A 22,684-nucleotide genomic window follows, 5' to 3' on the forward strand; every position below is an offset into this window, starting at 1 on the left:
TCGAGATTATTTCTCACGGACATCGCCTGCATGTGGTTTCCGATCTTTGCTCGACAGCTTCGCCCGGGTGGTTGTTTACACCACACACCGCACGGCCGGATCGATTCAACCGCGAACCGCCTTAGATTGGCATCCTGATGTTTGGCCCAGGGGAGCAGGCGATGAATCGATCCGGGCAAGTCGGCAATGAGCGCTGGTCGCACGACCATCCAGGCACATTCGCGAACACCAAAATGCTCATCCGCAGCAAATGGACGGACCGCTCTCAGCCTTTGGGAAAGGGTGAGCGTCGTCGGGCTTTGGATCGCGGTCATCGTCCAGATGCGGACAGCATCGGAAGGATGAGTCGTCAACTCTTCCAGAATGACCGGGTGTCTGGGGTGCTGAGTCATGAGCCGGGCGAGTAACGATCCCAATCCCCACGACTTTTGCATGACCCCGGCACTTCGCAGCGATTCGAGTTCCTGCTCAAGTTCAGGAGTGGTTTCAAGCTTAAGATCATCAATCAGGTGCGTGAACAAGCGCAATTGATCCATGGCGAGCCACTCGACGAGATTCCGCGTGGCGAGCTTTCCCGTTTCGAGGGCGGCGAGCGTTTCTGGCGAAACTTCCGAGCGGCGGCGGGCGGGCTTACTGGCAGCGACCAAGGAAGTGACGCTGGAACTCGACCTTTGAACTTTGGATTTCCTGGGCATGCTGGCGAACCGTCAACTGAGGTCAAAGGTGGAGTGTCAACAACTCATTGGTAAGCACATTGGTCAGCAGACGAGCAGGCGACTTGTGCGCCGTGTGGTGGCATGCGATATTAGGTCTAAGTTCGGACATAGCTCGTTCGCACACTGATTATGAAACATTATGCCACTGAAAATTGCCAATCTTCGTCTCCCTTTAGGCACTCCCGAAGCCGAACTTCCTGGTTATCTGGCTCGCGCCACAGGTTTACCGAAGGAAAATCTTTCCCGGTATCGGATCTTGAAGCGGAGTCTCGATGCGCGCAAGCGCGACGAACTCCACTTTGTTTATACGGCATCGGTCGATATCTCTTCCGAAATGGCGCAGTCGAAAGCTTTGCAAAAGCGACTGGGCCCGGAACTGATGTTCTTTGAGCCGCCAGTCTTTGATAATCCCGCACCTGGCGAAGGAGAGTTGCACGGTCGGCCACTGGTCATTGGTTCGGGGCCGGCTGGATTACTCGCTGCCCATTATCTGGCCATGAAGGGGTATTGCCCGATTGTCATCGAGCGTGGCAAAGCAGTGAAGGAGCGTGTCCCTGCCGTGCGGGAGTTCGACCGTGGTGGTGCGTTTGACCGCGAGAACAATTATCTCTTTGGTGAAGGTGGAGCCGGTTGCTTCAGTGACGGCAAGCTCACCTGCCGCATGGAAGGACCGGATGTTGACTGGGTGCTCGAGCGGTTTGTCGAGTGCGGCGGTCGAGAATCGATTGTGTATGAGAATCGTCCCCATCTGGGAAGTAACAAACTGCCCATGATCTGCCGGAACTTCCGCCGCAAGATTGAAGTTTTGGGTGGCGAGTATCGGTTCGATTGCCGCTTCGAAGGACTGATCCTGCGGGATGGACAGGTGATCGGGATTGAGACATCAAGTGGGCCGATGTACTCGAATGTGGTCATTTTAGGGATCGGCCACAGTGCGCGAGACACCTACGAAAAACTGCTGGAGCAAGGGGCACCGATTCAGCAGAAAGCCTTTCAACTCGGTGTACGGATCGAACAGCCACAGGAGCAGGTGAACAGGCACAAGTATGGCCGTCCCGAGTATCTGGAAATGCTGGGTGCGGCTGATTACACCCTGCAGGCCCGCTCGACTCGCGATGTCTTTACATTTTGCATGTGTGCGGGGGGGATCATCATTCCGAGTGTTTCCGAGCCGAACATGTTCTGTTCGAACGGAATGAGTAACAGTCGTCACGATACACCCTTTGCCAATAGTGGCATTGTCGTGACTCTAGAGACGAATGAGTTTGGATCGAATCATCCTTTGGCGGGAGTCTATTTACAGCGGCAATATGAATCCGCCGCCTTCGAGCTTCTGGGCGGGACATACGCGTGCCCCATTCAGAGGGGACTCGATTTCGTGAATGGCAAAGCCCCGCGTGCCGATGATCGCGTGGAATGTTCGTACGAGCGTGGGGTTAAGCCGCTGACTCTGGATCTGGTATTGCCACCGGTAATTGCCCAGGCGATCCGTAAGAGCCTGCCCTTGATGGATGCCAAGCTGCATGGAAACTTCTTGAAGAATGCCGTATTGGTCGGGCCTGAGATGCGCGGGAGTTCACCTGTCCGGATTGATCGCGATCGGCAGACGCGTGTGGCACCGGGAATGCCCGGGCTCTACCCGGTTGGTGAAGGAGCCGGCTACGCGGGCGGGATTGTGAGTGCAGCCGTCGATGGCTTACGCAGTGCCCGGGAAGTGGTGCGGCACTTCGCTCCCTTATTAAAGAGCTGATTCTCGCCGCCTCAGGCCACTTGCCACCACAACAGGCTGGTTTCCCACACTTCTCTGTATTGAGCGATAAGTATTGAGTGATGCGAAGTTTTGACTTTCGTGTGGCAAGGGTCGGATGTCTTCATCCGCCCCTTGGTCAATCGAGGTCACCAGCAAAAATGCATCCGTAGCTCTCCTCAGAACTTCCTGCCAACATTGAGATGATTCACCAACCTCAGATGACCTGGCGGCAAACGAAGACGTTTGACCCCAGCGACGCCGCCTGAATCCATCCATCACATGGGTTCACTGAGAAGGTGCGTATAGCAGTCAGCGCGAACAGGGAAAGTTCGTGAGTGATCGCTCGAGAGCAGTCTGTTCATTTCGATCGGTTCTGCGGCGTTACCCGCAAATGCGAAGATGTTGCCAAAAATCTTCAATACCGACCGACGTGTGGCGAAATGCGAACTAGGGTTTCTTCGTACTCACGCAAGGCTTTAACGATTTCGCTGAGTTTACCAAGGTATTCTTCACACTGGTGGAACTACTGAGGTTCCGTCTGTGACGACGATGCCGATCGATCGCTTCTTCCCGACGATTTCGACGAATCTGGTTGTGAGAGGCGATCAATCATTCGTGAATTCGGCAGGAACTTCCGGACGAAGCCTGAGATGAGACTTTGTATTTCAAAGGACAACCGCGCAGGCGCAGCTTTACATCGCGCACGGCGGGCCAAGCATACGACGGAGCGCTCTCACCCCCCGAAAGGCTTAGTGCGATGACGAGAATTAACACAAACATTGATGCGCTCCGTGGGTTGCGCAACCTTCAGAAAGCCACCAGTCAGCAGAACTCGGCGCTGACTCGACTTTCGACAGGTGTGAAGGTCAACAGTGGCCGGGATAACCCCGCCGGTCTGTTCGCTGGTGAGCGACTGAAACTGCAGACCACCACCATCGAAAAATCGATTTCGAACAGCAATCGAGCCAACAACGTCCTCTCGACGGCTGATGCGGCTCTGGGCGAAATCAGCGGTCAGCTCAATAAGCTGCGCGGACTGGTTCAGGAAGGCCTCAACGTTGGTGCCCTTTCTTCCAGCGAAACAACTGCCAACCAGGGCGAAATCGACGAGATTCTCTCTGCCATCAACCGTATCTCGTCCAACACCACGTTTGCTGGTGACAAACTGATTGACGGCAGCAAAGGCTTCCAGACATCGGTTTCTGTTGGCGATTTGAACAAATTCAGTGATTTCCAGGTGAACCAGGCTGTCTTCGGCTCACGAACCAGCATTGCTTTGAATGCGACAGTGAACACTGCTGCCGAAAAAGCATCGCTGCGCTACAGCGGTGGGGCTTTGACTTCAGCCGCCACTGTGGAAATCGGCGGTTCCAATGGCAACCAGGCGATCTCGCTGGGTGGCAGCAGCACAGTGAGCAACATCGCTGACGCCATCAACGATGTCTCTGATACCACGGGCGTTGTGGCCACAGTCGTTGGTGGTTTTGAGCTGACAGTTGATGCTGTGGCCAACACCGCAACCAAGGGCTCAGGCGCCAACGGTGTGGTGACCTTCACCGACGCTCGACGAACCGCCGAGCTGGGAACCAATGCTTCGCTGGGTGGTACTGTTTCGGTCACTTATGTGGCCGGTTCAGGCAACAACGTGGCCACATCGGTCGCTGTTACTGGAACAACAAACCGCACTGTGACTGTGACTCTGGGAACAGACGCCAACGGTGCTGTGAGTGCCACCGCCGACGACGTGGTCGCCATTATTGCTGGTGACACGACTGCCAGTTCGCTTGTCACAGGTGTGGCCAGCGGCGACGGTTCGGGTGTGCAGGCTGCTGAAGCCGCCGATACACTGACCGGTGGTACTGATCAGGGCATCCTGCGGCTGGGAGATAACCGCACGGTAGGAACCAACGGCACGTTGAGTGTTGTTATTGATGCCACTGGCAACAGCCAGACGCTGGGTGTCAGCGTGGGTGCAGCCGATAACGATGGCAACCAGGTTATCACCATTACTGCTGGCACAGATGCTAACGGTGTCGTGACCTCGACTCTCGCAGATATTGCCACTCTGATCAATGATGATGAAGACGCTTCGGAAGTGCTGCTGGCTTCGACACGCGGCGACTCAACATCACTGGGTGATGATGTGGCGAGCACCGCACTGAGCTTGACCAATGGCGATATCATTCTTGAAAGTTCCGAGTACGGCTCGTCAGCCAAGGTTAACGTGACGGCCCTGTCTGGCAGCTTCCAGACGACAGGCAAGAACGACACGACCTACACGACTCGCGATTTCGGTGCTGATATCGGCGTGACAATCAACGGCCAGGCAGCCCGTGGAGATGGTCTCAAAGCCAGCTTCCGTACTGCCAGCGTCGCTGCTTCGCTCACCTTTGCAACCGATTCCAACGAAGCCAACGCCACAGCCACATTGAACATCGTCGGTGGTGGTGCACTCTTCCAGATTGGTGAGCAGGCCACTTCCGCCGGGCAGATTGGCCTGGGGATCGAAGCGGTCAACACCTCTCGCCTGGGTGGTATCACCGGCAAACTGTCCGAACTGGGTTCCGGTGGTGGCAAGAGCCTCGAAGATGTTCGCAAGAGCCTCGATGGTTCGGGCCCGAAGATCTCTTACGAAGACCTCGTGAGCATCATCGACGAATCACTCGAACGTGTGACGACTCTCCGGTCTCAGATTGGTGCCGTCCAGTCGAACGTGATCGATACCAACATCTCGACTTTGGGTGTGGCACTGGAAAACATTTCTGCTGCCCGCAGCGAGATTGTCGATACCGACTTTGCTGCTGAAACGGCCAACCTGCAGAAGGCTCAGGTTCTGGTACAGGCTGGTATCTCGGTCCTCTCGATCGCCAACCAGGGGCCCAGCACCATCGCCCAGCTCCTCCGATAATCGAAGTCGGTCTGAACCGACGGCGACGATGGAATATCAAGCACGTCTCTCGAAAGAGGGACGTGTTTTTTTTGGTGTTTGGTGTTTGAGGGTTGAGAGTTGGCCTGTGTGCCATGCTTGCAGTTCTGGGCAAGCATGACGGGTGGCCCGGCCAACTCGTGGCCGGGTTGTCGTGACTCTTCACGACAACAAGAAGCTGCGCCATGCGCGTGCCCAGCCATCAACCTTCTCTCGCTCTTGGGTAGCACGCCATTGGAGCCCCAAAAATCACGACAGTGCGGAAGGGCGTGGTTCTTGCCGGGGTGGTAGGGTTCAGATGTCTTCATCCGCCCCCTGGCCAACAAACTTCCCCTGCGCAAATGCAACCGGCACATAAATTCATGACTTTTCATGCTGTTCGTCAAGAAAGATCAGAGTCCAAAGAACTGGGGGCCAACGAGGATGTTTGACCCCATCCACCCAGTCTTCATCCATTCAGCCTCAAGTCACTCTTCCAATCAGAACTCCTGCAAATCTGTGCGTAAAGGACAGCAGATCTGGGCAAGCATGTCGTCGCGACGAACAACGCGCAGTGGTTTCCTGGAAGCCTTATCAGTTGGTGAGTTGATACAGGAAGATGCCGGCGGCGACAGCGACGTTGAGGCTGTCTACATCGGGAGGCATGGGGATCGTGACGAGATGATCGCATTGGTCCATCCACTCCGTCGTCAACCCCTCCGCTTCATTCCCGAGCAGCAGTGCGAGGCGATGAGGCCGCTGGACGTTCTTCAGGGAGACAGCTGAGTCCGAGAGGACTGCTCCCATCGTTTCAAATCCAAACTCTGTTCTAAGGCGCTGCAGATCACGTCCTAAATGGCGGCTTTCGCGAATCGTCAGACCAAAGATATTCCCCATCGAAACACGAATCACCCGCCGGGAAAACGGGTCACAGCAGGCGTTGCCCAATAAGAGACCTGTCGCTTGAAACGCACTGGCAATACGAATGATAGCACCGAGATTTTCCGGGTTGTCGCAATTCGGGCAGACGACCAGAAGCGGCTTGGGGACGGCAGTTCGCTCGTGAGACTTCTCCGCAGAAATGGTTGTGGCCAGTCGTTGATCTTTGGGAGGATCGGGAAGCCCCAGGAGCTGTTCCAGAGAAGCCGTTCTTCGCCTCAGACCACAAGCCATGACTCCCACATGCAGATGAAAGCCAATCAGTTGAGAGGCCATCTCTGTCGGCATGATATAAACGGGAATCTCGGGCGGAATCAGCCCTTCCCATGCGGCGACTTTATCCTGAGTGACGAGAATGGACGCTGTTTCGAACTCGCTGGCCAATAATCTTTCAACAGTACGCACACCCTCGACAATGAAGTACTTGCCATGTCGCATCGCGTTCTGAGCTTTCACATCGCGATAGACATCCAGGTCTTTGTCGAGCAGATCACTCACCGGAATGAGCGGCATGGGAGCAACTTCTGAGATAATGGCAAGTGACTGTTCAGGCGTGGAAGCTTTAAGAGGCCGCTGCTGGCGAGCCATTCAACTGGCACGACGCCACGCCCGCAAGTTCGCTGGATCTCGATGAAGATCCCGAAGATGACGCATTGCCAAGTGGCGATAACGCGACGAACTCTCCCAGAGGATGGCGAGTTCCAGACCCTGAATCAGCACTCGAAGGGGGTTCATCGAGTGGCGGCAGATTCTTTTGCCTCGGTCCAAAAAAGGTGCGGATGGCTGTGTGATACAAGCCGTTCCAGCTACCAAATGTCTGTGCGACGGCTGTGGGTTCGTAGCCGCAGTGAACCATGCAGTTGGCACACTTCGGGTTGCCACTGGCGCGGCCATAGTCGGGCCAGTGAGTTGTTTCCATGAGTTCTTTAAAGGTTTTGGTGTAGCCTTCATTCATCAGATAGCAGGGCTTCTGCCAGCCAAAGAGGTTGTACGTGGGGCTACCCCAGGGAGTGCATTCGAGATTCCAGGCACCTTGCAGAAACTCGATAAAGAGTGGTGAAAGGTTGAACTTCCACCGCTTTTTGGCGTTTGAAAAGAGCTTGCGGAAGAGTGAGACCGTCTGCTGTCGTTGCAGGAACAACGTTTGAATCGGGGCTTTTTCGTATTGGTACCCCGGGGAGAGCATCATCCCTTCGACACCAAGGTCAGCCAGAGTATCGAACATTTCCCGCAGGGCTTCGGGCTGGGCATTGTTATAGACCGTCGTATTCGTCGTCACCCGATAGCCCTGCGCGATGGCTGTTTTGATCGCACTGATCGCGACGTCGTACACACCTTCACGGCATACGGCAAAATCATGCTCTTCCTGCGGGCCATCGAGATGAATCGAGAAGGTCAGGTAGGGACTGGGCTTAAATTTGTGAAGATGTTTTTCGAGCAGAATGGCATTCGTGCACAAGTAGACAAACTTTTTGCGAGCTACCAGCCCGGCGACGATCTCACCGATTTGCGGGTGCAACAGTGGTTCGCCGCCGGGAATGGAAATGACCGGTGCACCACATTCATCAGCGGCAGCGAAGCATTCTTCGGGAGAAAGGTGCTTGCGCAAAATCTCGACGGGATGCTGGATTTTGCCACATCCAGCACAGGCCAGATTGCAGCGAAAAAGAGGTTCGAGCATCAGCACCAGCGGATATCGCTTGTTGCCCAGCATTCGCTGTTTGAGCACGTAGCTGGCGATCGTCCACATTTGACGGACAGGAACCGACATTCGAGGCGACCTCCATGTATTGGTGAATCAACGCTTGATCGAGCAGGCGTTTTGCGAAAACTTCTCTGGCGGGCCGAATGATCCCTAAGGCCCGGCTGTCGTCTCTAACGTCACTCATTCCCACAGGCTGGTCCGATGACCAGGGGATGACAGCGATTCCCCAAGACTAATAGATGTAACGGTGTGGCGAGAATCTGTCACCATGCCTTCGCAGAATTCTGCAATCCCGGGCGTAATTTGGCCACTGCAGGAGAAGATCAGCGAGAGAAGATCAGCACCAGCGGTGAGCGAGAAGTGTATCGCCTTGTTGAGGTGGTGGGGAATTCGCCGGGAAGTAAATCATGCCGTTCGCTGAGAGAGTGGCCTGCAGATCAGATGAGCCCTGCCAGGAGATAGTACGGGCCGTGATCGATGAACCCGTTGAGTCGATCACGGCAGGATGATAAGTGGGCCGATCGCTCGTGTACTTTTCGTCGACCGCAGCCAAAGCTTCGATCGCTGGAGCAATGGTAGGATTAATCCCCGACAGTTTTCGCAAGGCGGTTTTCACAAACAGTTCGAAGCAGACGAGACTGCTGACCGGATTGCCGGGAAGGCCGAAAACGAGGCAGGTTTTCGGCTGCCGCTTGATCCCGAACCAGATGGGTTTACCAGGCTTGATATCGACTTTGTGAAAGATCTTTTCCACACCTTCGGCAGCGAGTGCCTGTGGGACGAGATCGAGCATGCCCGCGGAGACACCGCCTGTTAAGAGGAGAAGATCGGCGGTTAAGCCCTGACGGATCTTGAGCGTGAGTTCGTCCAACGAATCGGAGGCGATGCCGAGTCTCTGCACATCACAGCCGGCTTGTCGCGCCAGGCTGGCGAGCAAAGTCTCATTCGAGTTTCGAATCTGGCCGGGGCCTGGCTTTTCGCTGGGAGGAACGAGTTCATCACCTGTGGCCAGAATGGCGAGTGTGGGCTGTTGTTTGACGGGAATCGTCACGATCCCCAGTTCAGCCAGACCTGCCAGATGCTGGGGAGCTAACCTTTGACCAGCACTCAAGACCAGTTGGCCGGGTTGCATGACGGCTCCACGCCGGATCAGGTTGGCTCCAACTGGTACCGATTCGTGAATGAAAACCAGATCCTCTTTCCGTGTGGTCGCTTCAATTTTGACGACTGCGGTTGTTCCAGATGGGAGCGGTGCCCCCGTCATGATCTGGATCGCTTCACCCGCGGCAAGACTTATTGAAGGTGTCTGGCCAGCACAGATGAGACCTGTCACGCGAAGTGATGGGCTGGGAGTGGAAGTTGATAGCCCGGCAGACTGAGCGAGGTCTTCGGCGCGGATGGCATAGCCATCCATCAGTGCTTTATCGAAGAGAGGCGCAGGTTCCGGGCTGAGAATGGCCTGGCTCGTCACTCGCCCGAGAGCTTCATGGAAAGGCACGGTCTCTTCCGCGAGTGCATGCGCCGAGGTACTAATCAGTTCTAAGGCGGAAGGAATATCCAGAAGTGGTGGCATGGCTCCGGTTCCGGATCTGATTCTTTATCAATGTGACATTCAGCGATGGCTGAACCACTCGTATGAAAGAGCTGGTGCATTCCGCTGGCGCTGCATGACACCCTACGGGGAAACCTGACTCCGTGCGGCATGCTTGCTCAGAGCCGCCATTCTTACACACAACTGTCTCTCAAGGGTAGCCCGGCCAACTCGTGCTCAACCTGCTTACACGGGTTGTCGTGGCTTTTCACGACAACATGAAGCCGCGCCATGCACATGCCCCTCTGGAACCCTCGCCCGCGTCCTCGTGGGAGAGGGCAGGGTGAGGGTCTTCTCCCTGACTTCTTGTATTGTGTGCCATGCTTGCAGCTCTGGGCAAGCATGCCTTCACGCCGGGGTGGCAGGGGTCGGATGTCTTCATCCGCCCCCTGGTCAATCGAATTCACCAGCGCAAATGCATCTGTCAAGTTTCTCACCATGAACATCGGGATGAACAACCAGCGTCAAACAAGCTGGGGGCAAACGAGGACGTTTGACCCCAGCCACACGCTTTTCCAGTCACCCAGTCTCCAGCCCAACCTTAAGCCCATACGCCTGCAGAGTTGTGTGTCATAGACAGCTCAGAGCCGCAAGCATGGCACAGAGAAAGCATGGCACTGAGCCGTTACACCGACCTGAGTTCAGGTTTAGAACTTGTGGACAAACAGATCGAGGCAGATGACAAAGAGCATCAGTCCCAGGACGAAGGCCATGCCGGCATAAGTGGCAGCAATCTGCACTTTCTCATTGGGTTTTTTGCGGGTGATCGCTTCGTAAGCCAGAAAGACCATGTGTCCACCATCGAGCATCGGAATCGGCAGGAAGTTAATCACCGCGAGGTTCGCACTCAAAAAGCCCAGGAAAATCAGCAGTGACGAAATCCCCAGCTTGGAAATCTCATAAGCAGCGCGCGCAATCCCTAAGGGGCCGTGCAATTCAAAGACACTCAAATGCCCGGTAAAGAGGCTGCGCAAAGTCATGTAAATATTCAGGACAGACTTCTCCATGTTGGCGTAGCCCATCTTGAAGGCTTCGCTGAAAGACTTCGCCTGCTGGGTCGTGCGAGCCGGATACATCGCGAATCCACGACGTGGATAAGGCCATTCTTTATCGGCCACAGGTTCAAGATCAATCGTTCGCGTTTCGGAATCTTCCTTGATGGTCAACGTCGCTTTGCGAAGTGGATATCTTTGCAGTTGCACGAAGGCGAAAGCCCAGTTGTTGACGTTCTTCTCTTTATCGCTCCCCAGATCGACTTCCACCGTTTTGGCATCCGGGCCTGATCCTTCATCGGGGTGAGGAAGCAGTGCCAGCTTGAGGATCCGCTGACCGGGTTTGATCCCCGCAGCTTCCGCAGGAGAACCGGGATCAACACTCAGGACGACGGGTACAACCTGAATGGCGACACCAATCGCAGGAATGGCCAGTGCATCGCCGGCACGCAAAGGCGCATCGAGCCAGCCGGGACTGGACTCGGGAGTGACCTTGAGAACCACTTCCTGATTACCACCGCCATCCTTCTGCCGGGCAACTGTGATTTCGATTTCTTTGCCAGCCATCTGGCTTAATTCGTCAGGCAGACGCAACGGATTGAGAGCCGTGCCAATCGCCCGGTCGCCCACTTTCACAATCTTATCTTTGGCCAGAAAACCGGCCTTCTGCGCCGGGGAGCCGAGTCGCACAGCAGTGATCGGGCCCGTATCCATCGAGAGCCCCAACGTGCGGAAGAAACCCGGGCCTACGCGTGATTTGATCTCTTCACCTTGAGCATCGAGATCGGGAACGCCGGCGGCATTCACAGGCGGGCGGCGAACTGTGAGTGTGACCGCTTCACCACCTTTAGAGACAAGTCGATCTTCCAGATCCTGGAACGATTTCACTTCCACATCATCGACGTGTGTGATCAGGTCGAGCCCCTGAAGTGGTGGCTCGGCCGATGCAGCGGGGGTGCCTGGCATCACCGTGGGATCACCATTCAGGAACTTCATCAATCGCAGAGAAGAACTGAAGCTCACCCCGATCGAAGGGCGATTGCCGCTGGTATCGGGGACGACAACAGTTTTGAACGGTGTGTCATCACGTCGGCGACCTTCGACATCAATCGGGCCCGTCGAAAGAGCAGCACTGATGGAAACTTCTTCGAACGAACGGATGGTTCGGCCACCCATTTTCTCGATCTTGTCGCCACGTTCGAGCCCAGCGACCCAGGCGGGATGACCAGGTTCGACACTGCCGACAATCGCAGGGACAGATTCCACGCCCATGGCAAAGGCAATGGCACAGAAGATCAGGCCCGTGATGAGATTCATGATCACACCAGCGGAGATAATCGCCATGCGCTGCCAGACGGGTTTGGACGAAAACGACCGCGGATCAGCCGCGATTTCTTCACTGGTCAGTTGGCTGGGATCCGCATCGTCCTGCCCCAGCATCTGCACATAACCACCAAAAGGAATGGCTCGGAGTGCATAGACAGTCTCGCCCCATTTCTTGGCCAGAATTGCCGGGCCAAAGCCAATGCTGAATTGCTCGACATGGACATCGCACCATTTGGCGACAGCAAAGTGGCCCAACTCGTGGAAGAAAATCACCATTCCGAGGCCAAGGGCGACGTACAGGATATTCTGAAGACTGCCCAGTGTGAGAGCCATCAGGCAGGGATTGAGCAAAAGGATCAAATCTAAGCTTTCCAACGTCGCGTCTCCTCGCGTGCCCAGGCATCCAGTGCCAACAATTCACTCAGTGAAGGATTGGTGGAGTGCGTGTGCGCGGCTAGTACTTCCCCACAAACCTGGGGAATCTCCATAAACTTCAAATCATTGTTTAAAAATCGTTCGACAGCGACCTCGTTTGCCGCATTCAGCACTGCTCCGCTGCCGCCACCGGCTGCAGCGACTTCAAAACCCAGCTTCAAGGCAGGAAACCGTTCAAAATCAGGAGGGAAAAACTCCATCGTCTGAGATTCGAACCAGTTCATCTTACGTGCGAAACCAGGTTTTCGCTGGGGCCATGATAACGCATATTGAATGGGCAGGCGCATATCGGGCGGAGAAAGCTGCGCCAAAATCGAACCATCCACATATTCTACCAGTGAATGAATGATCGATTGGGGGTGCACCACGACGTTTAACTCGTCCACGCTGGCATCGAAGAGCCAGCGGGCTTCAATCACTTCGAGAGCTTTGTTCATCATCGTCGCGCTGTCGATGGTGATCTTCGGACCCATCTTCCATGTGGGATGATCGAGAGCAGCAGCCACTGTCACCTGTGCAAGTTCTGCCAGCGAAGCTTTGCGAAAAGGCCCGCCACTGGCCGTTAAATGAATGCGGGCCACCTCGTGGCGATTCCCGGCAGCGAGGCACTGAAAGATCGCACTGTGCTCACTATCAACGGGCAGAATTTCACCGCCAGAAGCCTTCGCCGCATTGGTAACGAGTGCACCAGCGACCACCAGACTTTCTTTATTGGCCAAAGCCACCCGTTTGCCCGATTGAGCGGCGGCCCAAGTTCCCTTAAGCCCGGCGGCCCCGACAATCGCCGAAACAACGATCCCGACCTCAGGATCAGTTGCGACCTGCTCGATCCCTGCTTCGCCAATCAGCAGTTGAGTCTCAGGGGGAAACAGCGATCGATCGATCTCACGCGCCAGCGATGAATCGGCAATGACGGCATAGCGAGGATGAAATTCATGGCATTGCGAGGCGAGTTCCTGCACGCGACGATGGGCGGCAAGTGCAAAGAGTTGAAACGATGCGGGGTCACTGCGGACCACGTCGAGTGTGCTTAAGCCGATCGAACCAGTTGAACCCAGCAGGGCAATCTGCTTCATCAATGGGTACAACCTTTACGAAGACAAAAGGCCATAACTTCTCCGCTCACGATCTGCTGAAAAGGATCTTCGCCCGATCAGCTTGGAAAATGGCCTCTTCGGAATTAGCCAAAAACTGTAACTTCCATGTTCTGTAAAGTTTAGGAAACCTGAAAAAACTCGACAAGGCCGGATCGGCCTGTTCGATAAGTGTTGGGTTATCTATTCGAATTCAGGAGAATGACATTCACAGGGAGTTGCCCTGCGAGGCGGGGTGTTGTAGATCATCCCTGAGGAGTTTTCTTTTCAAACTACTGAATCTAAGGATGTCGCCTTGAATTCGGCTTTGCCTGAAAGATCCATGAATCACTCGGCCCAACGTTCTGCAGAAGTAAAACGGGTCTCCCCGTCGATGTTCTTCAGTCACGCAATTCTGGGCATGTTACTGTCGGGAATATTGTTCCTCAGTAACGAAAGTTCAGCCTTAGGACAGGAAACGTCACCTGTTCAGGAATCTGTATCGCAACCTGAGGCACCCTCCCCCAAAACGCCTGTCGATGCTGCGAAACCGTCGTCTGGGGTAACTGGTCAGCCCGAAGAAAAATCGACGGCGACAGACCACTCTCATGCGGCAGATCACACAAAATCGGATGAACACCATTCTCAAAAAGATTCTCATGCAGGTGAGGCACATGCCGGGCATGAACCGCTGGGGAAGCTGGTTTCGAAGTTCTCGACAGTTCCGTTTGCCCTGTTGCTGCTTTCGATTGCCGCCTTCCCGCTGATCAACCCGCACTGGTGGGAGCACAATTCGAACAAAGGGATTGTGGTCGCGATCCTGTCGATCCCGGTGGCGATTTATCTCACCACCTTCGGGGAGGCCGGTCTGCATACCCTCGAGCACAGTGGTAAAGAATATGTCTCCTTCCTGCTGCTGCTGGGGTCGTTGTTTGTCATCAGTGGCGGCATCTACGTGCGTGGATCATTGGCTGGTACGCCCGTGGTGAACAGTCTGCTCCTGGGTTTTGGAACCGCCATTGCCAGTTTCGTCGGAACAACGGGAGCATCGATGCTGCTGATTCGACCGCTGCTCAGGGCCAATAGTTCCCGCACACGTGTCACGCATACGGTGGTTTTCTTTATCTTCATGGTCTCCAACAGTGGCGGCCTGCTGACACCTTTGGGCGATCCCCCATTGTTTCTTGGATTCCTGAAGGGTGTTCCCTTTGAATGGACATTCAGACTCTGGCCTCAATGGCTCATGGTGAATCTCATTCTGCTGGTGGTCTATTTCCTGTGGGATCAGATCGCTTTTCGGAAAGAGTCTCATCTGCCAGGCACCACCAGCGAATCGCAACCCCCCAAAGAAGCTCTGGGGCTCGAAGGCTGGCACAATCTGGCCTTTCTGCTGGGAATTGTCGCCGTGATCTATGCCAGCGGCCAGGGCCTGGGGAATGGAGGCGAAGCCTGGCCCTGGGGAATTCAGGAACTGCTGATGCTGCTCCTGTTGCTGGGGAGTTACTTCATGACCAGCTCTGCTCTACGAACGAAAAATCATTTCGGATTCGGGCCAATTATTGAAGTGGCCGTGCTCTTTATCGGTATTTTCATCACAATGATCCCGGCTCTGGCCATTCTGAACTCCGAAGGCAAAAACCTGGGGCTCTCAACCGAGTGGCAATACTTCTGGGCCACGGGCATTCTTTCCAGCTTTCTGGATAACGCGCCGACGTACCTCACATTTGCCGCCACTGCCGCCGGGATTGCCAATGTCCCACTGGAGGGGCCTTACCTGAGGCTGTTTCTGGAGACCGGCCCCGAAGCTCACGCCATTCTGGCGGCCATCAGTTGTGGAGCCGTCCTCATGGGGGCAAACACATATATTGGCAATGGGCCTAACTTTATGGTCAAAGCGATTGCCGAGGAAAACAACATCCGCATGCCCTCGTTCTTTGGATATATGGCTTACTCGGGGCTGATTCTGCTGCCGATTTTTGTGTTGATGACGTTCGTCTTTTTCATCTGAATTTTTCGACTTCAGCACTTTCAATCACGTGGTGTTCAGGTCAGGAACTCTTTGCCAGACTTACTGTTAGGTTGAAAAAACTCGTGGAGCAGCCTGGATTGTCAGTGATCTTTTCAGGCAAAACAGCCGTTCTCTGGCCTGACAGAAGATTCTGAGACGCTGTCTGCTTATCATCTGGAAGCTTCCGTTCGCGGAAGAAAAGCTGTGGCTGACCAGAAGTTTGGGAAATTCCAGTTGTTCCGGCGTGGCCCGTGAGTAAATCAGGCCCTCTGGAAATTGGTGACCAGCCTGCTCCACGGCCTAAGGCGGATTGGCGGAATCCCGAATCAGTTCCATGGCTGATTTTGATACACATTGAGATACCTAAGATACTCTAAGCAGGATTTGTCATGACGGTTTTGGTCTGGGCTGGATTCATCATCCTCGTGCTGTTGATCCTCGCCTTCGACCTGGGGGCCTTCAGTCGCGGCTCGCATCGAGTCATCAGTGCCCGGCAAGCCCTCTTCCGCACAGGTGTCTATTTTGCACTTTCGTGCCTGTTTACAGTCTTCGTTTACTATGCGTACGAAAATCACTGGTTCGAATTGGGCCGCTGGGAAACTTCCACCCCAGCAGCCGCAGCCAACCCGGAATCTTCCAGCGAAAAGGCTGTTACGACCACTTCGACCGAAGCCACCGCCTCCGTCGAGAACAGCACAGCAGACAAAAATACGGCCGCCACTCCACCGGAAGCTGGTCAACTCACCGATGGTCAACCGGCTGGTGGGCAATCGACGGATGCTCATCCCACGGACGCTCATTCCACATCTGCCGAGTCCTCTCCTGCCCACTCCAACTCGTCAGGCCATGCGAAACATCACCGGTTTGAGATCGCGTTTCCCTTCGAGCCTTCGGCCAGCAGTGGCGACAGCGACGAAGAGCCGACAGGTTTGCCAGAAAATGGCAGTGAAGCAGCCATCATGTACTTCACAGGCTACCTGGTCGAACAGAGCCTGAGTATGGACAATATCTTTGTCATCGCGCTGATCCTGTCGTTCTTCCAGGTTCCCGCGGCCTATCAACACCGCGTCCTCTTCTGGGGAATCATTGGTGCACTGGTCATGCGTGGAGTGATGATTGCCCTGGGAGCAGCCATCATTCAGCGCTTCGACTGGGTCATTTACATCTTCGGCGCCCTGCTGATCTACACTGCCGTCAAGATGCTCTTTGCTCATGACGAAGAACTCGATCTTGAGCAGAATCGCCTTGTCAAATTCATTCGGCGGATCATCCCGGTTTACCCCGGATTTGTGGGGGATCATTTCTTCACAAAACTCGATGGCAAACTGGCTGTCACCCCACTCTTTGTCGCTTTGATGATGGTGGAAAGTACGGACCTGCTCTTTGCGGTGGATTCAATCCCGGCCGTCTTCGGCATCACCCAGGATCCATTCCTGGTCTTCAGCTCGAACGTGTTTGCGATTCTCGGATTGAGATCGCTCTACTTTGCTCTCGTCGATCTGCTGGATCGCTTCCGGTTTCTGAAGTACAGCCTCGTCGCCATTCTGTTCTTTGTCGGCTCCAAAATGCTGGCTCACCATTACATCGTCTTCTCGCCGTTTGTTTCGCTCTTTGTGATTGCGATCTTCCTGGGCCTGGGAATTGGAGCCTCATTTGTGGTCCCTGCTCCACCACACGAAGAAAAGGTCGAACCGGCCCAGGAACCCAGTTGATCATCCACTGGCCGGTGTGCCGTGCCGAACTTTTATCTGCCGAACCAGATCAACACCGGTTGGGTTCACTCACGACTGAGAGTCATCGAATTTCGATTGTCGATAGGACTGCAATTCGATTGTGAGCTGTGCCAATCCCTGATGAAGGGCTGGCAGCAACGCTGCCGCTTCATCGATATCGCCGTTCTGGGCAGCAAGTTCGATCTGCCGGGCCAGTTCCAGGACCTCTGGCGGACTGAATGTGGCTGCGAGTCCTCGCAAACTGTGGGCTTTCCGCTGCATATCAGCAGCACTTTGCCGTTCAGTCGCTGTTGCCAGATCTTGCAGCATGGGTGGCACAGATTCGATAAAAAAGCCCGCCAGCATCATGAGCAGTTTGCGATCAACTCCCAGATTCCTCATCACACGTTCCGCGTCGAAGAGCGGCTGACTGGTCGTTAAGGTCTCAGACTGAGATTGCCGATCCGACATTTTGGGCGACATTTCCGACGAGAAACGAGGTGCGAATTCCTGCAACTCCCGATTGAGCCACTCGGGATTCTCAGACCACTCTTCGCGGGATCGATTTTCTGAAGGGCTGGGTTCATGCGGCGGCTGATGCCTGGTTTGCTGCCGGAGTGAGTCCACATTGTTGTCGTAGAAGGATTTCTTTTCGATGAAGCGAGATGGATCGGCAGGCTCATGACGGGATGGCTGACGACCACCTAAAGATTCCGCAAACGCTTTCGCCTGAGGAATGTAATCCGGGTGCAGTAATCTCCACTGGTCCCGCTGACGTGACCGGACTGTGTTTCGTGCCACACATTCGAGAAGCACTTCGGCTGTCAGTGGCTTCAACAGGAGATCATCCATACCGGCATCAATACAGGAGACAGCCAGAGTCGGTTCGCTGTGTGCCGAGATCGCCACGATGGGAATCGATGCTCGCGTCTCATCAGGCATAAGTCGAATCGCGATGGCGGCCTGAAAGCCATTCATGACGGGCATCTGCAGATCCATGACGACGACGTCAAATGGCTTTCTGCGAATTTTGGCAATGGCTTCAATGCCATTCCCTGCAACTTCGACACGATCGCCATTCCGAACAAAGACTTCCCCCAGAAATCTTTGCATGGCGGGCGTGTCGTCGACGACCAGCACAGCACGCATGATCACACCTCAACATTAAACCCTTTAACTCAAGAGCCAGTGACCGCACAACTGCATGAGTCGTGCGTAAAACTGAATTGATTAAGTCCGCGAATCGCGCGCCATCCCGTTGGAAATCGACCAGTGACGCCGAGATCCACGAAAAAGTACTGCCGCTGGACCCCACGAAAAATCATTCAACAACTGCATAGGTAAGAAGTTACGCAATGCCGGATTGGCAGAGTCATCTTTACAGGGAAGTGCTACGCTCCATGAGCCCGCCCCATGAGCCCATCGTTCAGAGCTGGTTGCTCAGAATTCAGCACGACCTTGCGACAGCCAGCCACGTCTCATACAGCTCTGCCACAGCCCGCCCTGTTGCCCGACTCGATGCCATGCTGCAAAACCCAGTTCCATGCTTCGCGATCCAGTGCCATGCTTCGCGGTTTTGAGCATGCCCGCGCACACATCCTGGTTTCATCATCACCCCGGCAAAAGTGATTGCGGGTAACCCAGCCAACTCGTGGCCAGGCTGTCGTGACTTTTCACGACAACAAATACCCGCACGATGCACATACTCTTGCTATGCAACAATACTGCACGGGATGGTTGGCAGCAGAGTCATCATCCCGCCGTGACGAAGAGCCAGGAAACGATAGAAAGCGTGAGCTCGCTATCTGAAGTTTATGGAACTTCGATGGGGGCGTGATGGGGCAGTGTCTGCCAGTTGACACCGACATCAGTGCCATCAGTCGCGGCATTGAGCAGCGGGTTGGAATCACTGGTGGCATCGAGCTCCACATCTTCCGGGATGAGCGTATCGAAGGGCTTGAGCATCCAGCGACCACGCCATTCAATGGCCAGATTCTGTGAGGATGAGAGCTCTCCACCCACACTCCAGAATTGCTTCCATTTGTCGAACTTCATTTTGTAGGCCGCATTGGAAGTCTGCCAGATCGGCTCAATGGCATCATAGAAATTGCGTTCACCTGACCAGGACAGGAACCTGCGGAGATCGGTTTCCCCCGCCATTCCCTGCTGCAGAATGAGTGGCTTTCCATGCCCGACTGCCAGAATCGAATTGCGCAGTGTAACTGCCAGTGGCGTCAGACTCACCGAGAAATCATCACCACTCCCCAGCTTCAGGAAGTGCTGTCGGGTCAAGACAGTCACATGGTTAAAGTTGATTTCGACGCGATCCACTTCCGCCATGACATCCATGAGGCCCATCGAGCGAAAGATATCATCATCGACGGCAATCACTGAATTCTCGACAACGTACCGGGCGGGGGCAGGATCATCGAGTGTGCAGAACCTTGACGTGCCACGAATCAGGCAGCTGGACAATGTGGTTTCGGGAGTGCTGGCTGCTCCCGGGCCAGTCTTCATCCCGGAAATCATTGTCGGAGCCTGCCCGGCTGGTGCCGATTGCCTCAGGACAGTGGCAGCCGATTGACGAGGATTACGGACTGTGATCCGGACATTCTGCAATGAGAATTTATCAATTCGCTGCGTGCTGAACAGAGACCACAAATCAGCCGTGACCGTTTCCGGGAGATCCCACTCCAGATCGACATTGATCACTGCCAGAGCCCCGCCCGTCATGGTGATCATGCTGGGTTGAAGACTGTCTTGAGGAGCAAATCGGATTGTGGGACGAAACCCCTTCGCGGCCCGAATGGTGAGCGATTTTCCCGAAAGTCGAATCGGTTTCTCAGAGGGGAGCAGACGCCCCTGATACCGCAATTCAATGACATCCCCTGATCGAGCAGAGACACAGGCGGCTTCCAGGCTGTCAAAACTTTTGCCATCGACAATCCGTACTGGTGCTGCCACGAGACCGGAAGCCGCCGGCGAGCGATCGATCGGAGATCGTTCCGCCAGACTCTGATCCGGCCCCATACGCTCCGAACCAGTGCGCTCTGCGTTATTGCGATCCGGGCCAATGCGATCTGCGCTGCCATTCAGATCCGTCGCCGCAGAATTACCCATGATGGGTGCAGTGCTGGAAAAAGGTGCAGTGCTGGAAGACCCCGTTGTTGTCGCCACGGACTTCCCCGAATTCGTGCTTTCGGACTGCCCATTGAGAGAGCGAGGAAGAGAACTCTCAGGGAGACCGGTTCGATTTTCGGTCGGAGATCTCGACTGGCCAGTTCCTGCACTGGGAAGTGTTACACCGGGGAGTGCTGCACTGGGCAGTGCGACGCTGGGGAGTGATGCCCCTGAAGTGGCTGAACCTGTGCTGGAGGAAGGCTTGGTGGAAAAGATGTTCTCCAGCCAACTGGACGGACCAAACGAATCATCGAATGGAATCAACAGTGGCGAAATCGGGTTCATACGATTTGATGGATTGCCACGGGAATTCTCTGCGATGGCGGCCTCACGATTATTCGTCGAGTCAGTGGAAGTGATCCCCTCTGCGTTCGGTCGCTGCGATGTTGTCGGGAAACGTACGGCTCCAGATGCCATCTCCGCGGGAAAACGAATGGGATCAGCCGGAAGTTGAAGAGCAAGACCAGTGCCTGTTCCCCCCGGCCCTGTTCCCCCCGGCCCTGTCAGATCCACCGGTGCCGGAACTGGCGCACGCTCCTGGCCATGAGCCGGGTTGTTCCCCACGAGATTGCCATCTTGCGGGAAGGTCGCGCTGCGGGAACTGAGCCCCTCAGCGATTTGTAATGGAGCACGAGCGAGAGGCGCAGTACCACCCGTTGGGTTGTTTGCCAGCAGGGGACTTCGTGTGTCCGGAAGGGGACGTCGCTCCAGCGGGTTGATTGGGGTGGCTCCCACTTGCACAGGAGTCAAAGAATCGCTCTGCCCATCGTTTTGCCACGTGACGTTGCGAGCATCTTTCTTCACGGGGAAGAGCTGCGGAAAGCGATCCAGCAGCACAACGACCATCACCAGCAGGGCGACCGTGGCCAGCCAGCCAATGTTCTGTCGAATTCCATCCTGCAGTCGATTGCGAGGCGGCGCCATGACCACTGAACCCGAAGTGGGAAGACCCATCTGCCGGGCGAGGATTGTCAAATCACCCAGCAGTTCTTCGGCTGAGGCATAACGCTTGCGTCGATCACTCGCCATCATCTTGCGTACCAGCATCGAGAGTGCCGGTGAGACGAGGCGGTTCTTGACGGCAGGATCCGGAGATTCCCTGCCCTGATGATCCAGCAGCTTCTGCAGCACTGTCCCCTCAGGATAGGGCGGCTCACCCGTCAGCATATGATAGAGCGTGCACCCCAGTGAATAGATATCACTGCGGACATCGACGGTGCGGGGGTCCTTGGCCTGTTCTGGTGAGATGTAATCAAACGTGCCCAGTGTGGTTCCCGCCACCGTGAGTTCGACCGATTCCTCACTGAGCTGGCAGCGGGCCAATCCCAGGTCAACCAGTTTGACCCGACCATTTCGACCAATCAGGATATTCGAGGGCTTGATATCGCGATGGACGACATTCATGGCCGAAAGATGAACCAGTGCTTCCGCCAGTTGAATCGTATAGTAGACGGCCTCTGCCGGATCGATGCGGCCTGTCTGCCGGATGCGATCTCGCAGGTTGCGACCTTCGACATATTCGTAAGCGATGTAATGCAGACCACGGTCTTCACCACTCGAGAAGACACGGGCCACATTGGGATGATCGAGTGAAGCAGCCGCACGGGCTTCGTTCTGAAAGCGGGCGACGCTCGATTCATCGCGCGACTGTCCAGGGGATAAAATCTTCAGTGCCACCTGACGCCGCAGCACTTCGTCCTCAGCCAGAAAGACCGAACCCATCCCGCCAACACCCAGCCTCGAGATGAGTCGGAAGTGGGCCAGTGACATCTCTTCGAAAGACTGCTGATCAGAACTGGCATTGTTCTCTGCCGAGTTCGGGAAGAGTCGCTTGAGCAGATAGGAATCGGCATTAACAGTCCGCGTTCCCGAGAGCTCTCCCGGCTCATCCTGCAAACCGGTTTTAGCAGGCTCTCCGTCCGCTGATTCTCCGCCGGCTGATTGGCGATCAGAAGTTCTGGAACCAGAACGGGAAGTCACAGCAGAACTCTTCGAGTGGCTCCGAGAGAGTTGTTCGGGCTGAGGCAGCCGCACGACCGTTTCCGGCTCGGCCGTGGCCATCTCATGCTGCCAGGGGAACTGACCTGAAAACTGACCGGCCTGAGGATCAACACCAGATTCGGCATGAGGATCACGCTGCAGATCACCTGAGCCCGGTTGCGCGAAAGCAGGCGGCGCGAAAGCAGGTGAAGCGGAAGTGGGTGAAAATCCAGACGCAGCTTCGCCCGCCCGGTGAGGGAAGGTGAGTTGCGATTTGGAGCCACGATCCGCCATGCGAGAACCTGTTGCCTTTCGTTGATCGAGATGGTTTCGAGATCTCAAATTTGAGGGAGTTCAGTATCAGTCTTAATC

General features: G+C 55.2%; 12 protein-coding genes. 4 read left to right on the forward strand and 8 right to left on the reverse strand.

Annotated elements, in window-relative coordinates; translation table 11 throughout:
* The coding region (locus A6X21_RS13765; protein ID WP_068848775.1) for a hypothetical protein at positions 1-695 on the reverse strand (695 nt) is incomplete at its 3' end.
* 160 nt (positions 696-855) lie between these two features.
* On the opposite strand from A6X21_RS13765, the gene A6X21_RS13770 reads away from it, so the two are divergent.
* Together A6X21_RS13770 and A6X21_RS13775 are read left to right on the forward strand one after the other, a co-directional pair.
* Complete coding sequence (locus A6X21_RS13770) at positions 856-2,466, forward strand: NAD(P)/FAD-dependent oxidoreductase (RefSeq protein WP_068848778.1); 1,611 nt, start codon at positions 856-858, stop codon at positions 2,464-2,466.
* A gap of 757 nt (positions 2,467-3,223) precedes the next feature.
* Entirely contained in the window at positions 3,224-5,374 is a 2,151-nt protein-coding gene (locus A6X21_RS13775) for a flagellin N-terminal helical domain-containing protein (protein WP_068848780.1), read from the forward strand.
* Between the two features lie 591 nt (positions 5,375-5,965).
* On the opposite strand, the gene A6X21_RS13780 is transcribed toward A6X21_RS13775, so the two are convergent.
* The 5 genes from A6X21_RS13780 to A6X21_RS13800 form a co-directional block, all read right to left on the reverse strand.
* Positions 5,966-6,823 (reverse strand): TrmH family RNA methyltransferase, encoded by an 858-nt coding sequence (locus A6X21_RS13780; protein ID WP_165603799.1) that lies wholly within the window; start codon positions 6,821-6,823, stop codon positions 5,966-5,968.
* A gap of 49 nt (positions 6,824-6,872) precedes the next feature.
* Positions 6,873-8,081 (reverse strand): adenosyl-hopene transferase HpnH, encoded by a 1,209-nt coding sequence (gene hpnH, locus A6X21_RS13785; protein ID WP_068848784.1) that lies wholly within the window; start codon positions 8,079-8,081, stop codon positions 6,873-6,875.
* 271 nt (positions 8,082-8,352) lie between these two features.
* On the reverse strand, positions 8,353-9,588 hold the full coding sequence (locus tag A6X21_RS13790; protein WP_068848786.1) for a molybdopterin molybdotransferase MoeA: 1,236 nt from the start codon (positions 9,586-9,588) through the stop codon (positions 8,353-8,355).
* Between the two features lie 665 nt (positions 9,589-10,253).
* Positions 10,254-12,299, reverse strand: coding sequence for a site-2 protease family protein (locus A6X21_RS13795; RefSeq protein ID WP_131818340.1), 2,046 nt, complete (start codon positions 12,297-12,299; stop codon positions 10,254-10,256).
* Complete coding sequence (locus A6X21_RS13800; RefSeq protein ID WP_068849109.1) at positions 12,287-13,435, reverse strand: 1-deoxy-D-xylulose-5-phosphate reductoisomerase; 1,149 nt, start codon at positions 13,433-13,435, stop codon at positions 12,287-12,289. The genes A6X21_RS13795 and A6X21_RS13800 overlap by 13 nt, the downstream gene beginning before the upstream one ends.
* A gap of 391 nt (positions 13,436-13,826) precedes the next feature.
* Between A6X21_RS13800 and A6X21_RS13805 the strand changes: the two genes are divergently transcribed.
* Both A6X21_RS13805 and A6X21_RS13815 read left to right on the forward strand, forming a co-directional pair.
* Positions 13,827-15,440, forward strand: a complete 1,614-nt coding sequence (locus tag A6X21_RS13805; protein ID WP_240490264.1) for a sodium:proton antiporter — start codon at positions 13,827-13,829, stop codon at positions 15,438-15,440.
* Between the two features lie 389 nt (positions 15,441-15,829).
* Positions 15,830-17,152, forward strand: coding sequence for a TerC family protein (locus A6X21_RS13815; RefSeq protein ID WP_068848792.1), 1,323 nt, complete (start codon positions 15,830-15,832; stop codon positions 17,150-17,152).
* Positions 17,153-17,221: 69 nt separating this feature from the next.
* Here the strand turns inward: A6X21_RS13815 and A6X21_RS13820 are convergent, their stop codons facing one another.
* Complete coding sequence (locus A6X21_RS13820) at positions 17,222-18,301, reverse strand: Hpt domain-containing response regulator (RefSeq protein ID WP_068848794.1); 1,080 nt, start codon at positions 18,299-18,301, stop codon at positions 17,222-17,224.
* Between the two features lie 663 nt (positions 18,302-18,964).
* A complete protein-coding gene (locus A6X21_RS13830; RefSeq protein WP_068848798.1) occupies positions 18,965-22,606 on the reverse strand; it encodes a serine/threonine-protein kinase in 3,642 nt (1,213 codons plus the stop codon).
* Positions 22,607-22,684: the final 78 nt, after the last annotated feature.

Source organism: Planctopirus hydrillae, assembly GCF_001707835.1.
GTDB lineage: Bacteria > Planctomycetota > Planctomycetia > Planctomycetales > Planctomycetaceae > Planctopirus > Planctopirus hydrillae.